The sequence below is a fragment of the Microbacterium sp. M28 genome, assembly GCF_025836995.1.
Taxonomy (GTDB): Bacteria; Actinomycetota; Actinomycetes; order Actinomycetales; family Microbacteriaceae; genus Microbacterium.
In genome coordinates, this window is record NZ_CP107546.1 from 1,334,499 (window position 1) to 1,352,993 (window position 18,495).

An 18,495-nucleotide genomic window follows, 5' to 3' on the forward strand; every position below is an offset into this window, starting at 1 on the left:
GGCCGCTCGTACAATGGGAAGATCATGACTACTCCGCGCAGCGAACCGACGATCATCGCGCCCTCCTCTGCGGCTACCGGCGACGACGGACGACAGCGCTCCTACGAGGTGCGCACCTTCGGTTGTCAGATGAACGTGCACGACTCCGAGCGTCTCTCCGGATCCCTGGAGAGCGCCGGCTACATCAAGGCAGCAGTCGGCGAGGAAGCCGACGTCGTCATCATCAACACGTGCGCGGTCCGTGACAACGCTGCGGGCAAGCTGTACGGAACGCTCGGGCACCTGAAGAGCCGTAAGGACAAGCACGAGGGCATGCAGATCGCCGTGGGCGGCTGCCTCGCGCAGATGGACAAGGACGCCGTGCTCGACAAGGCGCCCTGGGTGGACGTGGTCTTCGGCACGCACAACATGGGGTCGCTTCCCGGGCTGCTCGAGCGTGCGCGCCACAACGGCGACGCTGAGCTCGAGATCCTCGAGTCCCTCGAGGTGTTCCCCTCGACGCTGCCCACGAAGCGCGATTCGGCGCACAGCGGCTGGGTGTCGATCTCGGTCGGCTGCAACAACACGTGCACGTTCTGCATCGTGCCGAGCCTGCGCGGCAAGGAGAAGGATCGTCGCCCTGGCGACATCCTGAACGAGATCCGCCTGCTCGTCGAGGACGGCGCGATCGAGGTCACTCTCCTCGGCCAGAACGTCAACTCGTACGGCGTCGAGTTCGGCGATCGTCGGGCCTTCGGCAAGCTGCTGCGTGCAGCAGGCGAGATCGACGGGCTGGAGCGCATCCGCTTCACCAGCCCCCATCCCGCCGCCTTCACGGATGACGTGATCGCCGCCATGGCCGAGACCCCCTCCGTGATGCCCCAGCTGCACATGCCGCTGCAGTCCGGCAGCGACCGGATCCTCAAGGCCATGCGTCGCTCCTACCGGAGTGAGAAGTTCCTCGGCATCCTCGACCGGGTGCGGGAGCAGATTCCGAACGCGGCGATCTCGACCGACATCATCGTCGGATTCCCCGGCGAGACGGACGAGGACTTCGAGGACACCATGCGGGTCGTGGAGCAGGCGCGCTTCGCGAACGCCTTCACGTTCCAGTACTCGATCCGCGAGGGCACTCCCGCCGCGACCATGGCGGACCAGGTTCCCAAGGAGGTCGTGCAGGAGCGATACAACCGCCTGCTCGCCCTGCAGGAGCGCATCTCCCTGGAGGAGAACCGGAACCAGGTCGGACGGCAGGTCGAGGTGCTGGTCTCGGTCGGCGAGGGTAAGAAGGATGCGGAGACGCACCGTCTGACCGGCCGCGCCGAGGACAACCGTCTGGTGCACTTCGAGGTGACACCAGGCTCCGAGATCCCGCGGCCCGGCGATGTCGTGACGGTGACGGTCACGCACGGAGCGCCCTTCCACCTGCTCGCGGACGATCCGACGGGAGCGCCGCTGAAGATCCGCCGCACGCGCGGTGGGGATGCGTGGGACCGTGCACAGGCGGAGTCCTGCGGCGTGCCGACGCCCGCTGGAGCATCGAGCGCGCCCGGTGCGGTGTCGCTGGGCCTGCCGACGCTTCGCGTGGGAGTCTGAGACCCATCCGGTGCCCCTGAAGCGCTCGGTCGCATCGGTGGACGGCGATACTCGCGTACGCCGGCCGCGGAGATGTACGCGTCGTTCGGACGTTCTTCCGGGATCTCTCCGAAATCGCTGCGCATCTCCGCGCTCTGCACGCAGGAGTCTTTCGTGACCCGGCTCTGGGCGGTGGTCGGCGCGACGGGCACGGGAAAGAGCGATCTCGCGCTGCGACTGGCGGCCGAACTCCGTGCGCGCGGCAATCCGGCCGAGATCGTCAACGCCGACGCGATGCAGCTCTACCGTGGCATGGACATCGGCACGGCCAAGCTGCCCTTGCAGGAGCGCCTGGGCATCCCGCACCACCTCTTCGATGTGCGTGAGGTGACGGAGGAAGCGGCGGTGGCCTGGTATCAGCCGCTGGCGCGGTCCGTGATCGCCGACATCCACTCCCGCGAGGGCGACGTGATCCTCGTCGGAGGGTCCGGGCTGTACGTGTCGAGTGTCATCTTCGATTTCCGCTTCCCGCCCAGAGACGCTGCGGTCCGCGAACGGCTGGAGCGCGAACTCGAAGCGAAGGGAGCGGGGGTGCTGTACGCACGCCTGCAGGCTCAGGATGCCGCCACTGCGGCGCGCGTGGACCCGAAGAACGGCCGCCGCATCGTCCGTGCCCTGGAGGTCCTCGAGCAGGGCGAGGCAACACATGGCGCAGCACTGCCCGAGCAGCCGGTGCTGTGGCATCCCGACACCCGGATTCTCGGGGTGGCGGTCGACCGAGCCGTGCTCGTGGAGCGCCTGGATCGTCGGGTCGTTCGGATGTGGGAGCAGGGGATGCTCGACGAGGTCGCGGCCCTGCGTGCACGCGGGCTCGAGGACGGCGTCACAGCGCGCAGGGCGATCGGCTACGCCCAGGCGCTCGCGCAGCTGAGCGGCGCGATGACGCAGACCGAGGCGATCGCCGAGACGCAGGCGCTGACGCGTCGGTACGCCAGACGTCAGGTGTCGTGGTTCAAGCGCTACCCTGGCATCGAGTGGGTCTCGCCGATGTCGGAGGTCGCTGACATCCTGAGGCGATGACCACCCACTACTTCACCGCCACCAGTCTCGACGGATTCATCGCGACGCCGGAGCACTCGCTCGACTGGCTGCTCAAGCAGGACTTCGACGAGGAAGGGCCGATGGCGTACCCATCGTTCATCGAGACGATAGGCGCCCTGGCGATGGGTGCGTCCACTTACGAGTGGGTGATGCGCCATGAAGAGGGCCGGTGGGGCTACACGCAGCCGACGTGGGTTTTCACGCACCGTGAACTGGCTGCGCCGGAAACCGGCGAGGTGCGCTTCACACAGGCCGACGTGCGCGAGGTCCATGCGGCGATGCGCGAGGCGGCGGACGGCAAGGATCTCTGGATCGTCGGCGGAGGAGACCTGGCCGGGCAGTTCGCGGATGCCGGGCTTCTCGACGAGGTCTGGTTGCAGTACGCGCCCGTGACACTCGGCGCGGGGGCGCCCGTGCTGCCGCGATCGCTCGACCTCGAGCTGGTCGAGTTCGCCCGCAACAGGAACTTCCTGTGCGGCCGGTACCGGGTCCTGTCCGCCGAATAGGATCTCGAGGTGGCACACTCCTTTTCACTGATCCCCGCTTCCTACGTGTTCCTCCGAAAGGGCGGAGACGTCCTCCTTCAGCTGCGGCACAACACCGGATACATGGACGGATGCTGGGTCGCCGGTGCCGCCGGACACGTCGAGCCGGGGGAGACGGCCAGGCAGGCGGCGGTGCGGGAGGCGCGCGAAGAACTGGGCGTGATCCTCCGGCCCGAGGATCTGACGCTCGCGACGGTCATGCAGCGCACCGACGGCACGGATGCACCCCGCGAGCAACGCATCGAGTGGTTCTGGACGGCCACCTCCTGGGGAGGAGTGCCGACGATCCAGGAGCCGCACAAGGCAGCCGCCATTCGCTGGTGGTCGCTGGATGCTCTGCCGGATGAGGTGCCGGACTACGAACTTTCCGTGCTGGCCGGCCTGCGCTCCGGCGGGCTTCCGCTCGACTCGGCGTTCGGGTTCGACCGTTGACGACGATCCGCCCGTTCGAAGGGCCGGATTCGGAAGCGGTCGTGGCTCTCTGGCAAGAGGCTGGGCTCGTCCGTCCATGGAATGATCCGTACGCCGACATCGAACGCAAGGTGGCCGTGCAACCCGAGCTGTTCCTGGTCGCCGAGGATGCCGATGGGATCGTCGGGTCGGTGATGGCGGGCTACGACGGACATCGGGGCTGGATCTACTATCTCGCCAGTGCTGCACATCGCCGGGGCGAGGGGATCGGCCGTGCGCTCCTGGCGGAAGCGGAACAGCGTCTCCTGTCGATGGGCTGCCCGAAGGTGCAGCTCATGGTGCGCAGGGAGAACGACGAAGTCATGGCGTTCTACGACCAGGTCGGATACGAACGGTTCGATGTCAGCTTGACCGGGAAGCGCCTGATCTCCGACTGACCGCCGACGGTCAATAGACTGGAGCCATGGTCGCATTCACCAAGGGTCACGGCACGGGCAACGATTTCGTCATCATCGCCGACCCCGAAGGCGAACTCGAGTTGACCCCCGAGCAGGTCGCCGCGATCTGCGACCGGCATTTCGGGATCGGTGCCGACGGAGTGCTGCGCGTCGTGCGATCGAACGCCATCGCCGAGGGTGCGGCATCCCTGGCCGAGGAGCCCGCAGCCGAGTGGTTCATGGACTACCGCAACGCGGACGGTTCGATCGCGGAGATGTGCGGCAACGGCATCCGGGTGTTCGCGCACTACCTGGTGCGCGCGGGGCTCGCGACCATCGAGCCCGGCTCGACGCTGCCGATCGGCACGCGCGCCGGCGTGCGCGATGTCACGCGCAGCGAGACCGGCTATCAGGTGGATCTCGGCCGCTGGAAGCTGACGGGAGCCGATCCGCTGGTGCGTGCCCGCGGGCTCGATGTCGCGCGTCCCAGCACCGGGATCGATGTCGGCAATCCGCACGTCGTCGTAGCGCTCGCCTCCGATCAGGAGCTCTCCAGTCTCGAACTCGAGTACGCGCCCATCCTCGATCCTCAGCTGCCCGCGGGGGCGAACATCGAGTTCGTCGTGCCGGGAGAGCCGCTGGTGCGCGACGGCATCGGTCACGTCTCGATGCGCGTCTTCGAACGCGGCGTCGGGGAGACGCTCAGCTGCGGCACGGGTGTCGCCGCCACGGCTCTCGCCGTCCGATACTGGGCGGGCGACCGTGCGCCGGACAACTGGCGCGTCGAGGTGCCAGGCGGAACGCTCGGCGTCCGGATGTTCCCGGCCGAGGACGGGGAGCACGTCGCGCTCTCCGGGCCCGCGCAGCTCGTGTTCCGAGGCGAGATCGACCTGGTCTGAGAGCGGCGTCGGCGTGGGTCCGGTCGAGCTGGTGATCTTCGACTGCGACGGAGTGCTCGTCGACAGCGAGAAGCTCGCTGTCCGGGTCGATCGGCACGTGCTGTCGGAACTCGGATGGGACCTCACCGAAACCGAGATCGTGCACCGTTTCGTCGGCCGGTCGGCTGCGCACTTCCGCCAGGAGGTCGAGGCACATCTGGGCCGGCCTCTCGCGGACGACTGGGAGACGCCGTATCAGGCTCTGTACGACGAGACCTTCGAGCGGGACCTGGAACCGGTGGACGGGATCGTCTCGGCGCTCGAGCGCATCGTGGCGGCGGCAGCCACGTGCGTCGCATCCAGCGGCTCGCACGCGAAGATCCGCCGAAGTCTGGGGCTGACGGGCCTGCTGCGCCGCTTCGACGACCGCATTTTCAGCGCCTCTGATGTCGCAGAAGGCAAGCCGGCGCCAGACCTGTTCCTGCATGCCGCGGCTCGCATGGGAGTGCCGCCCGACCGGTGCGTCGTCATCGAGGACAGCCGATTCGGCGTCGCGGCCGCACGAGCGGCCGGGATGCGCGCGTTCGGCTACTCGGGTGGTCTCACGCCGGCGGAATGGCTCGAGGGCGAGAACACCACGGTTTTCGACGACATGGAACGCCTGCCCGAACTGCTCGGACTGTCGACGAGATAGTGGATCACGCCACGTCGATCGGCTCCGTCGGCGGCGTGCCGTGCTTGCGCACTTTGAGAACGCGGTAGCCCTTGCCGGTGGCCGTGCGGAACACGCTGTACCCGGGCTGGAACGTCGCGGCCATCCAGCGCTGCAGGGAGTCGGCGCCCAGGTTGCGCTGCACGACCAGCCATGCGTCACTGCGTTCGTCGAGACGGGGGATCCACTGCTCGAGCATGTCGTGCAGGATGTCCTTGCCGACCCGGATGGGTGGATTCGACCGGATCGTGCGGAAGGTCACGTCGGCGGGAACATCCTCGGGGCGCACCGCGTTGATGTTATCGAGGCCCAAGGCGTCGGCGTTGCGTCGCACGAGATCGAGCGCCCGCTCGTTCACGTCGACGGCCCACACGGTGGCGTGCGGGGCCAGCATCGCCATCGTGAGGCTGATCGGACCCCATCCGGCTCCGAGGTCGAGAAAATCCCCACCGGGCGGAACAGGTGGCATGTTGGCGAAGAGGACTGCAGTGCCGGCATCCAGCCGCTCGGGGCTGAAAACACCCCCAGCTGTCGTCACCGTGACCGGCCGACCGGCCAGTGTCACATCGATGGTGCGCAGATTCTCGGGGCTTGCCGGGGCCGCAGTGAAGTAGTGGTCGGACCCCATAGAGGCGAGCGTACCGGACAGTGGGGGTTAAGGTTAAGGCGCTCCACGCGAGAAACAGAGAACAGGGACGGATGACGGAAACCACGAACGACAAGCGCACCGACGAGACGGTCGAGCGCATCCTGGCGAACGCCGAACAGCGCACTGAAGCGCACGTGTTCGGAGCCGCCCAGGCGATCCAGGATGCCGCGACGGCGACCCACACCGACGCCGACGGCGCCCAGTGGGACCTCGACGACCGCCACGCACTGCGTCGCGTCGCCGGGCTCTCCACCGAACTCGAGGACGTCACGGAAGTCGAGTATCGGCAGCTGCGGCTCGAGAACGTCGTGCTGGTCGGCGTGTACCCGCAGGGTGCTCAGGAGGACGCGGAGAACTCGTTGCGCGAGCTGGCCGCCCTTTCGGAGACGGCTGGCGCCGTCGTGCTCGACGGCCTGCTGCAGCGCCGGCCGCACCCGGACCCCGCGACGTACATCGGTCGCGGAAAGGCTCAGGAGCTGAAGGACATCGTCGCGGCGACGGGTGCGGACACCGTGATCGCCGACACCGAACTCGCCCCCAGCCAGCGGCGAGCCCTCGAAGACGTCGTGAAGGTCAAGGTCATCGACCGCACCACCGTGATCCTCGACATCTTCAGCCAGCACGCCAAGAGCCGCGAGGGCAAGGCGCAGGTCGAGCTCGCACAGCTCGAGTATCTGCTTCCCCGTCTGCGAGGCTGGGGCGACTCGATGAGCCGCCAGGCCGGTGGTCAGGTCGGTGCCGGCGGCGCCGGAATGGGCTCGCGCGGCCCAGGTGAGACGAAGATCGAGCTGGACCGCCGTCGCATCCGCACGAAGATGGCGCTGCTGCGCCGTCAGATCCGGGACTTCAAGCCGGCTCGTGAGGCCAAGCGCGCCGAGCGCAAGCGCAACACGATTCCGTCGGTCGCGATCGCCGGCTACACGAACGCCGGCAAATCGAGCCTGCTGAACGCGCTCACCAACGCGGGCGTGCTCGTCGAGAATGCGCTGTTCGCGACGCTGGACGCCACGGTGCGCCGCACCGAGACCGCGGACGGGCGCGTGTTCACGTTGACCGACACGGTCGGGTTCGTCCGCAACCTGCCTCACCAGCTCGTCGAGGCGTTCCGCTCGACGCTGGAGGAGGTCGGCGAAGCGGATGTCGTACTCCACGTCGTCGACGGCTCCCATCCGGATCCTGCGGGTCAGCTGCAGACCGTCCGTGATGTCCTGGGCGATGTCGGCGTACGCGACATGCCGGAGATCGTGGTCTTCAACAAGGCCGATCTGATCGACGAGGACGAGCGACTGGTGCTGCGCGGCCTCGTGCCGAGCGCGCACTTCGTGTCATCGCGTTCCGGCGAGGGGATCGCCGAGCTCCGTGAAGCCGTCGAGGAGGCGCTGCCGAAGCCGGCGATCGAGATCCACGCGCTGGTGCCCTACGACCGGGGCGACCTCGTCGCCGCAATCCACGAGACGGGGATGCTGCTGTCCTCGGAGCACGGCGAGCACGGTACGAGCGTGCACGCGCGCGTCTCCGAGCGGCTGGCGGCCGAGCTCGCACCGTTCGCCGAGACGCACTGACGGTTGATCGGGCGTGAGCACGGCTCACGCCCGATCAACTCGCGCTGAAGCGCGCTTCGACGGTGGCTGAGACGACGATCTCGTCCGGTTCGTATTCCATCGAAGGCCCGGCATCCGCCGCCGCGAAGGCCGCACCCCGCGCCTTGAACTCGGTGACCTGCGGGGGTTGCTGGCCGCTCGAGATCAATCCGACATCGGCGATCTCGATCGGCACGACGCTCGAGCGTCCCAGCGCGCCGGCATACGCCTCGGCGCGTGTCACGGCGACGCCGACCGCATCGGCCGCCACCTCCCGCTCGACCCGCGCCCGTGTCTCGGGGGTGAGGTGCCAGTCGACCCAGCCGATCTCCAGACCCTCCCAGGCCGAGATCTCGGACACCCAGATCGACAGCTCGGATGCCTCGCTGAAAGTCGCGGTGAAGTCGACCGTGGCGTAGTAGACGGGGGAGAGGCGCTTGCCCTCCGCATTCCACGGGCGCTCGGCGCGGACGGACAGACGTTTGCTGCTCCACTCGACGATCGTGGCGGCATCCGCTCGTGCGACCAGGCCCGCGCGCAGCGGCTCGGAGAGCTGCAGCGCGTGCTCGACGACCGTGGCGCGCTCCGCCCCTTCGGCGCGCACGGAGACTCGGATCGTGGCGCGCTCCGGTGCGATGCGTTCTTCGCTCTGGCCGCGCACGGTGATGGTGACGTCGCTCATGCGATGACTCTACGCGAGCGGCCGGGAATGGCGTGGTGCTCGAATGCGTTGTAGTCTGAGATGCTCGGGTGCTCCGGCATCCGGCTGACAATTCCACAGAGCGACAGCGGTCCCTTCGCAAGAAGGACCACGGGGCTGATCGGTTTCGACAGCGCCTGTGAATCCACGAGAAGCGGGCCGAGGATGCAGGGTTATCTCGTGAACGCTCCCTGCAAAACAATAGTTGCCGAAACAAAGCGCAACGACTTCGCCCTCGCTGCATAAGCGAGCCCGATAGTCCGTCAGGCCGTATGTGATTCCGATACGGATCCTGGCGTCATCTAGGAATCTTGCTGCGTGATGGCGTCTGGACGTCACGCGGGACTCTTCCCAGGCTGGGCTTGTCGACTTAGGTGTCTGTGACAAAGGTCGGAGCCGAGTAGAACGTCTGCACAGACTGCGCCCGGAGAAGGCGTGGAGACTCAGCGTTGGACGGGGGTTCGATTCCCCCCAGCTCCACCGAACCGCTGTCGCGAACGAAGAGGCCCGCCTCCGCCGGTGATTACCGGGGAGGCGGGCCTCTTCGTCTCTGATCGGGGCACCGCCGTGATCAGGGGCGATCGATCAGGATCAGACTCTGCTTGGTGTCGGCGAACTTCACCCAGCCGTCGCCGAACTGATACGTCATGCCGTAGCCGTTCTCGTCGGTCTGGAAGGCCGACTCCGCGGGCTCGGTGAAGTACAGGGCGCCGTCCTCGTTCTCGCGCTGCCAGCCCTGGGACAGCAGCTCGCTCTGGATCGCGGTCGCCTGATCGGGAGCCAGTTCACCCCAGGCGAAGAACTGGACCTGGTCGGAGACTTCCTGCCACGCGGCCCAGGTGCACTGGATGCCGCTCTCGATCACGGTCTCGCCGACGCGGAACTCGCTCTGCTTGGGGCTCCAGCCGAGGTTCGAGAGCGTGCTGACGTAGTCGGGCGTGATCAGCGTCTCGCAGGTCGGAGCCTCGGCGGGCTCCGGATCCGCGGTGGGCTCCTCCGCCACGGGGGCGCTGGTCTGGACGGCCGACGGCGTGGCGGTCGGAGTACGCGCCGGGGCCGGCTCCTGCGCGCATGCCGCGAGGGACACGGCCAGCAGCAGGGCGATGGCAGCGGCGAGGGGGATGCGGGGGATCATCACGGGCCTTGTCGAGTCGGCGTCAGTCGGACGGGTGCAGCAGTTCGAGGAAGGCGTCGTGGAGCACGCCGTTGGTCGCGAGCGCCGAGAGCGCCGACAGGGTCTCGACGCCGTCGTACGACGTCATGCGGCCGCCCGCCTCGCGGACAATCGGCACGGCTGCGGCGATGTCGTACTCCTTCACGTCGAACTCGGCGACCATGTCGATGCGTCCTTCGGCCAGCAGCATGTACGCGTAGATGTCGCCGTAGGCGCGGTCGCGCCAGACCCGCTCGGCGAGGCGCGTGAGGTCATCGAGCTTGCCGGCATCTGCCCACTGCGCGATGCTCTGGAAGCTCACGCTGGCGTCCTCGAGGTCGTCGACGGAGGAGACGCGCAGCGCCCGGGGGGCCTCGGGGGTCCCGGTCCACGACCCCAGTCCGGATGCCGCCCACCAGCGGCGACCGAGCGCCGGCATGCTGACGACCCCGACCTGCGGCACGCCGTCGATCGCGAGTGCGATCATGGTGCCCCACAGGGGGACGCCGCGGAGGAAGTTCGCGGTGCCGTCGATCGGGTCGATGATCCACTGCCGGTGCGCGGAGCCTTCCGTTCCGTACTCCTCGCCGAGGATGCCGTCAGCAGGGCGCTCGGCCGCGAGAACGGCGCGGATGGCGCGCTCGGTCGCCAGGTCCGCGTCCGTCACATGGGAGCGGTCGGCCTTGCGGGAGACCTCGAGGTCGGCGGCGTCGAAACGCGGCAACGACTGCTCGTCGGCGGCCTGTGCGAGGCGGAGGGCGAGGTCGAGATCGCCTCGGAGATCGGCGGCGGAAGCGGAGTCGGTCACCCCATCAGAATAGTCGTCAGGGTGCGGTCGCCCCCGGTGCGAAGACCCTCTTCACAGCCTCTCCCTAGCCATGCCGCCCTCGATTTCATTTGCGGCCGACAACCTGGTAACGTAATTCCTCGGCCGGGGAAGACCGGCAACGCACCTCTAGCTCAATCGGCAGAGCAACTGACTCTTAATCAGTGGGTTCTGGGTTCAAGTCCCAGGGGGTGCACGGATCAGCTCCAGAAGACTCTCGCCAGTCGTCTGGGGCTTTTCTGCTCTATCCGGGTTTCGCCGACGACGGCGGGAGGTGCTCGATGAGGATGCCGGTGAAGAGTCGTCCCGGTACGCGTTCTGCAGGCGTCGTCGTACTCGTCGTCGGCCTGATCATCGCGGCAGGCTGTTCGACGGCAGGGGATGGCACGAGCCCTGCTCCCGGGCCGACGACGGACGCAGCGAGTCCCGCGGCGGTATCGATCATCGCCGAGAATCTCGATGTGCCGTGGTCGGTGGCCTTCCACGAGGGCGCGGCGTTCGTGAGCGAGCGGGGATCCGGGCGCATCCTCGAGATCGGCGACGACGGAGCCGTCAGGGAAACAGGAGTGATCGCCGACGTGGAGCCGCGCGGCGAGGGAGGTCTGCTCGGGATCGCCGTCCACGACGGTCACCTCTACGCGTATCTCACGACCGCGCGGGAGAACCGCGTCGATCGGTACGAGCTGACCGGCGGCGTCGGCGCATTCGGTCTGGGCGATGTCGAGACGATCATCGCCGGTATCGAGGCGGGCACCAACCACAACGGTGGACGGATCGCCTTCGGTCCGGACGGCATGCTCTACGTCGCCGTGGGGGATGCCGGGAACCGCGAGAGCGCCCAGGACCGGGGATCGCTCTCGGGCAAGATCCTCCGGCTGACTCCGGCGGGGGACATCCCGGCAGACAACCCGTTCGCCGGGTCGGCGGTGTACAGCTACGGGCATCGCAATCCTCAAGGGCTCGCCTGGGACGACAGCGGCGCCCTGTACGCGAGCGAGTTCGGCCAGGACACCTGGGACGAGCTCAATCTCATCGAATCCGGTGGGAACTACGGATGGCCGGATGCGGAAGGCACTGCCGAGCGCTCCGGACTGATCGACCCCATTCAGCAGTGGGCGCCGGCCGATGCGAGTCCGAGCGGGATCGCGATCGTCGACGGCACCGTGTTCATCGCCAACCTGCGTGGCGAACGCCTGCGCGAAGTCGCACTGGCGGACCCGGCGACGTCCGCCGAGCGCTTCGTCGGGGACTACGGACGGCTGCGCGACGTCGTCGTGGCTCCGGACGGCTCGCTGTGGCTGCTCACCAACAACACCGACGGTCGAGGCGATCCGCGCGCCGGGGATGATCGCATCATCCGCGTCCCTGTTGAGCCATGATGGGTGCAGGAGGCACCATGCGCGCAATGACGCGGTTCGCGACCGCCATGGTCGTCGCGATGACGGCAGCGGTGGCGCTCAGCGGCTGCGCGGCCTCGGACGAGGTCGTCGTCGAGTACAGCGAAGACGTCGCGACCCTCTCCATCGGCGACATCCTGGTCGTCGACTTCGGTGAGATCAACTCGTCCGTCGGTGACGGTTGGGTGATCGTCTCCCCGCCGGACCCCGCCGTGCTCGGTGAGGGCGTCGAAGCGTCCGAGTATCTCGGCGAGGAGGGCAGCACGGGCGCCGCAAACCGGTTCGCCTACCGCTTCGAAGCCGTCGGCGAGGGCAGGACGACCGTCGAGTTCGAGTACCGCTTCCGCGGCGAGGTGCCCGAGGATCCGGGAGAGCAGGAGACTGCGATGATCGAGGTCACGGTGCGGTGACGGCGATGACGCGACCGCCCGTCAGCTCCCGCAGCAGGTCGAACGTGAGCGGCATCACCGTGTGCGGGTGACCTGCGGCAGCCCAGATCTCGCCGTGCTCCGCCAGCGTCTCGTCGATATAGGTGCGCAGTCGGGTCGGATGCCCGACCGGTGCAACGCCTCCGATCGCCTGCCCTGTCGCTTCGCGCACGACGGATGCCGGGGCCATCATGACCTCGTCCGCACCGATCTGTCGCGCGAGGACGACGGGCTCCGCCCGATGGCCGCCACTGGTCATGACCAGCACGGGTTCTCCGTCGGCGACGAACACGAGGCTGTTCGCGATCGCGGCCACATCGCACCCGATCGCCGACGCCGCTTCACCTGCTGTGCGGGCCGAGTCCGGCAGCACACGGATCTCGATGTCGACGCCGGCGTCCAGGAGATGCCGGTGCACCAGACGCGAACGTTCGGGCAGGCGGGTCGCATCGCTCATGCGCCTACGCTACCGACCCCGCATCGAACGCTCAGGTCAGGCGGCGTCGCCGATCAGGATCGCCTCGGCATCCTCGGTCGCGGTGTCGTCCGCCTCGTCGTCGATGCGCGCGAGCACGCGACGCCCCAGGAAGACCGTCAGGGTCGCGACGAGCACGGCCGCCGCGGCGAAGAGGTAGGGGACGGTCGCGTTGAACTGGTGCCAGAGCACCGCGGCCACCGGCGGGGCGACGGCACCGCCGATGAAACGCACGGACGAGTATGCCGAGGAGGCCACGGAACGCGGGAGATCGGTCGCCTCCATCACGGCCTCGGTGAGCACCGTGTTCATGATCCCCAGAAGCAGTCCGCCGACGATGATGCACGCGACCAGGAATGCGGCGGTCTCCGCCACGAGACCGGCGACGATCAGATCCACGGCGAGCAGCGGCATGATCGTCAGGATGATCGCGGTGCGACGCATCCGCCGCATCATCCACGGCGCCACCCAGACGCTGGTGATCGCCAGCGCGACGCCCCAGCCGAAGAAGGTGAAGCCGATGCCCATCGCCCCGAATCCGAGCGGGAACGGCGAGAACGCCAGCAGCACGAAGAACCCGATGTTGTAGAAGAACGCGGTCACCGCGAGGATCGCCAGAGCCGGACGTCCGAGTGCACGGAACGGTGCGGAGAACGGAACCGGCTGACGCCGCTCGGCCCCGGGGCGCAACAGGGTCAGCACCGCGATGAATCCGATCGCCATGAGCGCGACGACGCCGAAGAACGGGCCGCGCCAGCTCACCTCGCCCAGCAGGCCGCCCAGCAGCGGGCCGATCGCGATGCCGAGCCCGAGCGCGGCCTCGTACAGCACGATCGCCGCCGCGCTGCCGCCGGATGCCGAGCCGACGATCGTCGCCAGCGCCGTCGAGATGAACAGCGCGTTGCCCAGACCCCATCCGGCGCGGAAGCCGATGATCGCATCGACACTGCCGCTGAGTGCGCACGCCAGAGCGAACACGACGATGAGTGCGAGTCCGATCAGCAGCGTCGCCTTGGCGCCGATGCGGCTGGAGACCCAGCTCGTGATGAGCATCGCCAGGCCCGTGATCAGCAGGTAGCTGGTGAAGAGCAGCTCGGTCTCGGTCGGGGTCGCCTCGAGCGACTCCGCGATGGCGGGGAGGATCGGGTCCACGAGTCCGATCCCCATGAATGCGACGACGCTGGCGAACGCCACCGCCCACACCTGGGCGGGCTGACGCCAGACGGATCCGGTCGCTGTCGCGCTGCTCATTCACTGTCTCCTGTCTTCGTGTCCGGGGAATCGACCGTGTGCGCCGCGAGGATCTCGGCTGCACGGGCCAGCGCATCCCAATCCGCATCCGACAGGTCCGCGAACCTCGGGGCGAGGGTCCGACGGAACTCGGTGCGCCACTCGCGCGCCGCCTCGCGTCCCGCCGCCGTGATGTCCACGACGGTGGCGCGGGAGTCGACGGGATCGCTGGACCGCTCGACGAGGCCGGCCCGTTCGAGATCGCCGATCAGTCGAGTCATCCCCGGTTGCGTAGTCCGCGCGGCCCGGGCGAGGGAGCCGAGACGGATGCCGCCCTCGCGCTCCAGGATGCTCAGCACACGCCACTGGGCCGACGGCGCCTCGTTGCCGGCATCCTGTGCGGCGATGCGAGCCAGCGCGTGTGCCGAGAGCACGAGGGAGGGGACGACATCCGTGCGATTCATACCACCAAGTATATACCCCTTGGTATGGATCGAGTTCGAGTCATCGTCGCGCGGCAGCGATGCGCGCGGACAGCTGGTGTGCGTGGGCGAGCAGCGTCCGCCCGAGTTCCGCCATGCGGTCGGGTCCGAACCGGAACTCGACACCCGTCAGGCTGAGAGCCCATTCCGGCCGCCCCTGCCGATCGAACACCGCAGCGCCGAGGCCCCAACTGCCCTCGACGATGAGACCGGGATTGACGGCGTAGCCGCGCTCCTTCGTCTCGGCGAGTCTGCTCCGCAGTCGTCCCTGCCGGTGGGCGGAGCCCCATCGATCGGCCAGCTCCGGATGCCGATCGAAATAGGCATCCACATCGTGGGCAGGGAGGAAGGCGAGGATCGCGAGGCCTGCGCTGGCGACCCCCAGGGGGAAGCGCACCCCTTCGCTGAGCACGAACGAGCGGATGGGGAACGCGCCCTCCTCGCGCAGCAGGCAGACCGTCTCGTCGGCGCGTCGGACGGAGAGGAACGCGCTCTCCTCGGTCTTCACCGCCAGCGAGCGCACGATGTCCCTGGCCAGGGCGGTGACGTCGTACCGCGCCGCGGCGACGGTTCCCATCAGGTAGAGCTCGGGGCCGGGCATCCAGCGCGCCGTGGCTTCGTCCTGATCGACGAGGCCCTCGGCCCGCAGCGCGGAGAGGAGGCGGTGCGCGGTGGAGCGCGACAGATCCGCCGCCCGCGCGAGTTCCTGGAGACTCCCGCCCTGCTCTCCGCCGGCGGTCACCAGCCGCAGAAGATGGGCCGCCCTCGCCACTGCCTGTGCGCCAGGCACCGTCGTTGGTTCCACATAGTGGACGCTACCGTCCGATCCGACCACATGACAAGCACTCGCTTCAGATCAGGGCGCGAGAGGCGGATGCTGAAATCACACCCACGAAGGAGTGACGCGTGATCGACAAGCAATGGGCGTCTGCGAAGGACGCTGTGGCGGACATCCCCGACGGCGCCTCTCTGGCCGTCGGCGGCTTCGGGCTGTCCGGAAACCCGATCGCCCTCATCGAAGCGCTGATGGCGCAGGGCACGACGGATCTCAGCGTCGTCAGCAACAACTGCGGCGTCGACGATTGGGGGCTCGGCATCCTGCTCGGCGCTCGCCGCATCCGGAAGATGACCTCGTCGTACGTCGGCGAGAACAAGGAGTTCGAGCGGCAGTTCCTCTCCGGCGAGCTCGAGCTCGAGCTCACGCCGCAGGGCACGCTGGCCGAGAAGCTCCGCGCCGGCGGCTCGGGGATCGCGGCGTTCTACACGCAGACGGGCGTCGGGACGCAGGTCGCCGAGGGCGGGCTGCCGCGCCGCTACAACGCGGACGGCACGGTCGCCGTCGCATCGCCGGCGAAGGACGTCCGGACCTTCGACGTCGGCGGGACCCTCGCGGAGTTCGTCCTCGAGGATGCGATCACCACCGACTTCTCGCTCGTGCACGCCGCGGCCGGCGACCGACACGGGAACCTCGTGTTCACCAAGGCGGCACGCAACTTCAACCCGCTCGCCGCGATGGCCGGACGCGTGTGCATCGCCCAGGTGGAGCAGCTCGTCGAGCCGGGGGAGATCGACCCGGACCGCGTCCACCTCCCCGGAGTCTTCGTCCATCGCATCGTGGAGGTCGGCACCGACATACCGAAGCGGATCGAGCGCCGCACCGTGGCGGCTCCGGCCGCCGAGGAAGGAGCCTGAGATGGCATTGACCAGAGTGCAGATGGCCGCCCGTGCCGCGGCCGAGCTGCAGGACGGCTCGTACGTCAACCTCGGCATCGGCCTGCCGACGCTCGTGCCGAACCACGTGCCGGACGGCGTCACGGTCGTGCTGCAGTCCGAGAACGGGATCCTCGGCGTCGGACCGTATCCCAGCGAGGATGCGGTCGACCCCGACCTCATCAACGCCGGGAAGGAGACCGTCACGGTGCTGCCCGGTTCCGCGTTCTTCGATTCGGCGACGAGCTTCGGCATGATCCGCGGCGGCAAGATCGACGCCGCCATCCTCGGGGCCATGCAGGTCTCGGCATCCGGTGACCTGGCCAACTGGATGATCCCGGGGAAGATGGTCAAGGGGCCCGGTGGTGCCATGGATCTCGTGCACGGCGCCGGACGGGTCATCGTGCTGATGGAGCACGTCGCCAAGGACGGCTCGGCCAAGATCGTGAACGAATGCTCCCTGCCGCTCACGGGCAGGGCCGTCGTGGACCGCATCATCACCGACCTCGCCGTCATCGACGTCACCCTCGACGGGCTCGTGCTCGTCGAGACGGCACCGGGGGTCACGGTGCAGGATGTCCTCGAGGCGACGGAGCCGCCGCTCGCCGTCTCACCGGAGCTGAAGGAGCTGTCATGACCGACATCGTCATCGTCGCCGCCGCCCGCACCCCGCAGGGCCGGCTCAAGGGGCAACTCGCCGCGTTCACGGCGCCTCAGCTCGGCGCGTGCGCGATCCGCGGCGCGCTCGCGCAGGGATCCGTCGACCCCGGGGACGTCGACGCCGTGATCATCGGGCAGGTCCTGGCGGCCGGCTCCGGCCAGAACGCCGCCCGGCAGGCGGCGATCGGCGCCGGAATCGGATGGGACGTCCCGGCGCACTCCGTCAACAAGGTGTGTCTGTCCGGCCTCACGGCGATCATCGACGCGGCGCGCATGATCCGCACCGGTGATGCGACCACGATCGTCGCCGCAGGCATGGAATCGATGACCCGCGCACCGCACCTGCTCATGGGATCGCGGGACGGATGGACCTACGGCAGCGTCGAGGTGCTCGACCACCTGGCGTTCGACGGTCTCACGGATGCGTACGATCGTGAGAGCATGGGCGCGTCCACCGAGCGGCACAACGCCCGATACGAGCTCACCCGTCAGGCGCAGGACGCCGTGGCTGCGCTGTCGCACCAGCGTGCGGCCGCCGCACAGGATGCCGGGGTGTTCGACGCCGAGATCGTGACAATCGAGGTGCCCCAGCGGCGGGGTGAGCCGATCCTGGTCTCGAAGGACGAGGGCGTGCGCCCGGAGACCACGATCGAGGCGCTCGCCGGACTGCGCGCGGCCTTCGCCGAGGGCGGCTCGATCACCGCGGGCAACTCCTCGCAGATCTCCGACGGGGCCTCAGCGGTCGTCGTCACCACGCGAGAGAACGCCGAGGCCCAGGGTTGGAGGATCCTGGCCGTCGTCGGCGCGAGCGGGCAGACCGCCGGCCCGGACAACTCGCTGCAGGCGCAGCCGGCGCGGGCCATCGAGCGGGCCTGCGAGAAGCAGGGCGTCGCCCCGGGGGACCTCGACCTCGTCGAGATCAACGAGGCTTTCGGTGCGGTCGTGGCACGGTCGCAGACCGAACTCGGGCTCTCGAGCGACATCGTCAACATCCACGGCGGCGGCATCGCGATCGGGCATCCGATCGGAGCCAGCGGAAACCGGCTGGTCGTCCATCTCGCGCACGAGCTCGCGCGCAGGGGATCGGGGACGGTCGCGGTCGGCCTGTGCGGCGGCGGCGGTCAGGGGGAGGCGCTCATCCTGACGCGCTGAGGCGCCGACGTCAGCGGCGGTCCTTCGCGTGGTCCTGCGTGTCGGCGAGTGCCTTCTGCGAGCGGAACTGCAGCCGCTGGGCCTTCTTCGCCTTCTTGACCGACTGCGGTGAGTCGGCGTCGACGGGAACACCGCGGCGTTCGCGGCTCATGTCGACCACGGCGCCGACAGCGAGGGCCATCGTTATGCCCCAGCTCACCCAGGAGAGCACCGCGCGCCAGGTCACGGGTTCGGAGCGGGTGCCGCGCAGCAGCGAGACGCCCGCGGAGATCGCTGCAACGAGTCCGGTGCTGAAGAGGTAGCGCATGGCTCAACGCTAGTCGACGACCTGCGCAGGGTGGGGGCCCTGGTGCCGTTCAGGTGGCCGCGGGTAAGATGTGGTCGGCGCTCCGGCGTCCCCAGCTGTGTATCTACC

General features: G+C 68.5%; 22 protein-coding genes, 1 tRNA gene and 1 other RNA gene. 15 read left to right on the forward strand and 9 right to left on the reverse strand.

The features are described from left to right. Positions 1-24 precede the first annotated feature (24 nt). The 7 genes from miaB to OED01_RS06600 all read left to right on the forward strand — a co-directional run bounded on the left by miaB (position 25) and on the right by OED01_RS06600 (position 5,620). Positions 25-1,575: a tRNA (N6-isopentenyl adenosine(37)-C2)-methylthiotransferase MiaB gene (miaB, locus tag OED01_RS06570; RefSeq protein ID WP_264157573.1), complete on the forward strand. Its 1,551-nt coding sequence runs from the start codon at positions 25-27 to the stop codon at positions 1,573-1,575. 153 nt (positions 1,576-1,728) lie between these two features. Beyond that, a complete protein-coding gene (miaA, locus tag OED01_RS06575; RefSeq protein ID WP_264157574.1) occupies positions 1,729-2,634 on the forward strand; it encodes a tRNA (adenosine(37)-N6)-dimethylallyltransferase MiaA in 906 nt (301 codons plus the stop codon). Continuing rightward, entirely contained in the window at positions 2,631-3,161 is a 531-nt protein-coding gene (locus OED01_RS06580; protein ID WP_264157575.1) for a dihydrofolate reductase family protein, read from the forward strand. The genes miaA and OED01_RS06580 overlap by 4 nt, the downstream gene beginning before the upstream one ends. 9 nt (positions 3,162-3,170) lie before the next feature. Further along, positions 3,171-3,632, forward strand: coding sequence for an NUDIX hydrolase (locus OED01_RS06585; protein WP_264157576.1), 462 nt, complete (start codon positions 3,171-3,173; stop codon positions 3,630-3,632). Next, positions 3,629-4,048, forward strand: a complete 420-nt coding sequence (locus OED01_RS06590) for a GNAT family acetyltransferase (protein WP_264157577.1) — start codon at positions 3,629-3,631, stop codon at positions 4,046-4,048. Before OED01_RS06585 ends, OED01_RS06590 begins: the two co-directional genes overlap by 4 nt. Positions 4,049-4,074: 26 nt before the next feature. Then, complete coding sequence (gene dapF / locus OED01_RS06595) at positions 4,075-4,947, forward strand: diaminopimelate epimerase (RefSeq protein ID WP_264157578.1); 873 nt, start codon at positions 4,075-4,077, stop codon at positions 4,945-4,947. 13 nt (positions 4,948-4,960) lie between these two features. Further along, a complete protein-coding gene (locus tag OED01_RS06600; protein ID WP_264157579.1) occupies positions 4,961-5,620 on the forward strand; it encodes an HAD family hydrolase in 660 nt (219 codons plus the stop codon). A 4-nt stretch (positions 5,621-5,624) separates the two neighbouring features. On the opposite strand, the gene OED01_RS06605 is transcribed toward OED01_RS06600, so the two are convergent. Then, positions 5,625-6,266 carry a class I SAM-dependent methyltransferase gene (locus OED01_RS06605; protein WP_264157580.1) on the reverse strand — a complete coding sequence of 214 codons (642 nt, stop codon included), beginning with the start codon at positions 6,264-6,266 and terminating at the stop codon, positions 5,625-5,627. 71 nt (positions 6,267-6,337) lie between these two features. On the opposite strand from OED01_RS06605, the gene hflX reads away from it, so the two are divergent. Further along, the gene (gene hflX, locus OED01_RS06610) at positions 6,338-7,849 is read left to right on the forward strand and encodes a GTPase HflX (RefSeq protein ID WP_264157581.1); all 1,512 of its coding nucleotides are present in this window, start codon (positions 6,338-6,340) and stop codon (positions 7,847-7,849) included. Positions 7,850-7,883: 34 nt separating this feature from the next. Here hflX and OED01_RS06615 read toward each other — a convergent pair whose 3' ends face one another. Then, entirely contained in the window at positions 7,884-8,549 is a 666-nt protein-coding gene (locus tag OED01_RS06615) for an SIMPL domain-containing protein (protein ID WP_264157582.1), read from the reverse strand. 131 nt (positions 8,550-8,680) lie between these two features. On the opposite strand from OED01_RS06615, the gene ssrA reads away from it, so the two are divergent. After that, positions 8,681-9,050: a transfer-messenger RNA gene (gene ssrA, locus OED01_RS06620) on the forward strand. Positions 9,051-9,138: 88 nt separating this feature from the next. Here ssrA and OED01_RS06625 read toward each other — a convergent pair. Beyond that, entirely contained in the window at positions 9,139-9,705 is a 567-nt protein-coding gene (locus OED01_RS06625) for a hypothetical protein (RefSeq protein WP_264157583.1), read from the reverse strand. A 19-nt stretch (positions 9,706-9,724) separates the two neighbouring features. Beyond that, positions 9,725-10,528 (reverse strand): histidinol-phosphatase, encoded by an 804-nt coding sequence (hisN, locus tag OED01_RS06630; protein WP_264157584.1) that lies wholly within the window; start codon positions 10,526-10,528, stop codon positions 9,725-9,727. Positions 10,529-10,669: 141 nt separating this feature from the next. Between hisN and OED01_RS06635 the strand changes: the two genes are divergently transcribed. The 3 genes from OED01_RS06635 to OED01_RS06645 all read left to right on the forward strand — a co-directional run bounded on the left by OED01_RS06635 (position 10,670) and on the right by OED01_RS06645 (position 12,353). Continuing rightward, positions 10,670-10,742 (forward strand) — tRNA-Lys (locus OED01_RS06635). A gap of 91 nt (positions 10,743-10,833) precedes the next feature. Further along, positions 10,834-11,925, forward strand: coding sequence for a PQQ-dependent sugar dehydrogenase (locus tag OED01_RS06640; protein ID WP_413231613.1), 1,092 nt, complete (start codon positions 10,834-10,836; stop codon positions 11,923-11,925). 17 nt (positions 11,926-11,942) lie between these two features. Next, on the forward strand, positions 11,943-12,353 hold the full coding sequence (locus tag OED01_RS06645) for a protease inhibitor I42 family protein (protein WP_264157586.1): 411 nt from the start codon (positions 11,943-11,945) through the stop codon (positions 12,351-12,353). Here OED01_RS06645 and OED01_RS06650 read toward each other — a convergent pair. Genes OED01_RS06650 through OED01_RS06665 form a run of 4 tightly spaced genes read right to left on the reverse strand, consistent with a single transcriptional unit; the run spans position 12,340 to position 15,363 of the window. Continuing rightward, entirely contained in the window at positions 12,340-12,828 is a 489-nt protein-coding gene (locus tag OED01_RS06650) for a YbaK/EbsC family protein (RefSeq protein ID WP_264157587.1), read from the reverse strand. The genes OED01_RS06645 and OED01_RS06650 overlap by 14 nt on opposite strands. A gap of 36 nt (positions 12,829-12,864) precedes the next feature. Further along, the gene (locus OED01_RS06655; protein ID WP_264157588.1) at positions 12,865-14,097 is read right to left on the reverse strand and encodes an MFS transporter; all 1,233 of its coding nucleotides are present in this window, start codon (positions 14,095-14,097) and stop codon (positions 12,865-12,867) included. Then, positions 14,094-14,540: a MarR family winged helix-turn-helix transcriptional regulator gene (locus OED01_RS06660; protein WP_264157589.1), complete on the reverse strand. Its 447-nt coding sequence runs from the start codon at positions 14,538-14,540 to the stop codon at positions 14,094-14,096. Before OED01_RS06660 ends, OED01_RS06655 begins: the two co-directional genes overlap by 4 nt. 40 nt (positions 14,541-14,580) lie before the next feature. Further along, positions 14,581-15,363, reverse strand: a complete 783-nt coding sequence (locus OED01_RS06665; protein ID WP_264157590.1) for an IclR family transcriptional regulator — start codon at positions 15,361-15,363, stop codon at positions 14,581-14,583. Positions 15,364-15,464: 101 nt separating this feature from the next. Between OED01_RS06665 and OED01_RS06670 the strand changes: the two genes are divergently transcribed. Genes OED01_RS06670 through OED01_RS06680 form a run of 3 tightly spaced genes read left to right on the forward strand, consistent with a single transcriptional unit; the run spans position 15,465 to position 18,080 of the window. After that, positions 15,465-16,250, forward strand: a complete 786-nt coding sequence (locus OED01_RS06670; RefSeq protein ID WP_264157591.1) for a CoA transferase subunit A — start codon at positions 15,465-15,467, stop codon at positions 16,248-16,250. 1 nt (position 16,251) lies between these two features. After that, positions 16,252-16,905 carry a CoA transferase subunit B gene (locus tag OED01_RS06675; RefSeq protein WP_264157592.1) on the forward strand — a complete coding sequence of 218 codons (654 nt, stop codon included), beginning with the start codon at positions 16,252-16,254 and terminating at the stop codon, positions 16,903-16,905. Further along, entirely contained in the window at positions 16,902-18,080 is a 1,179-nt protein-coding gene (locus OED01_RS06680; protein WP_264157593.1) for an acetyl-CoA C-acetyltransferase, read from the forward strand. Before OED01_RS06675 ends, OED01_RS06680 begins: the two co-directional genes overlap by 4 nt. 10 nt (positions 18,081-18,090) lie before the next feature. Here OED01_RS06680 and OED01_RS06685 read toward each other — a convergent pair whose 3' ends face one another. Continuing rightward, a complete protein-coding gene (locus OED01_RS06685) occupies positions 18,091-18,387 on the reverse strand; it encodes a hypothetical protein (RefSeq protein WP_264157594.1) in 297 nt (98 codons plus the stop codon). Positions 18,388-18,495: the final 108 nt, after the last annotated feature.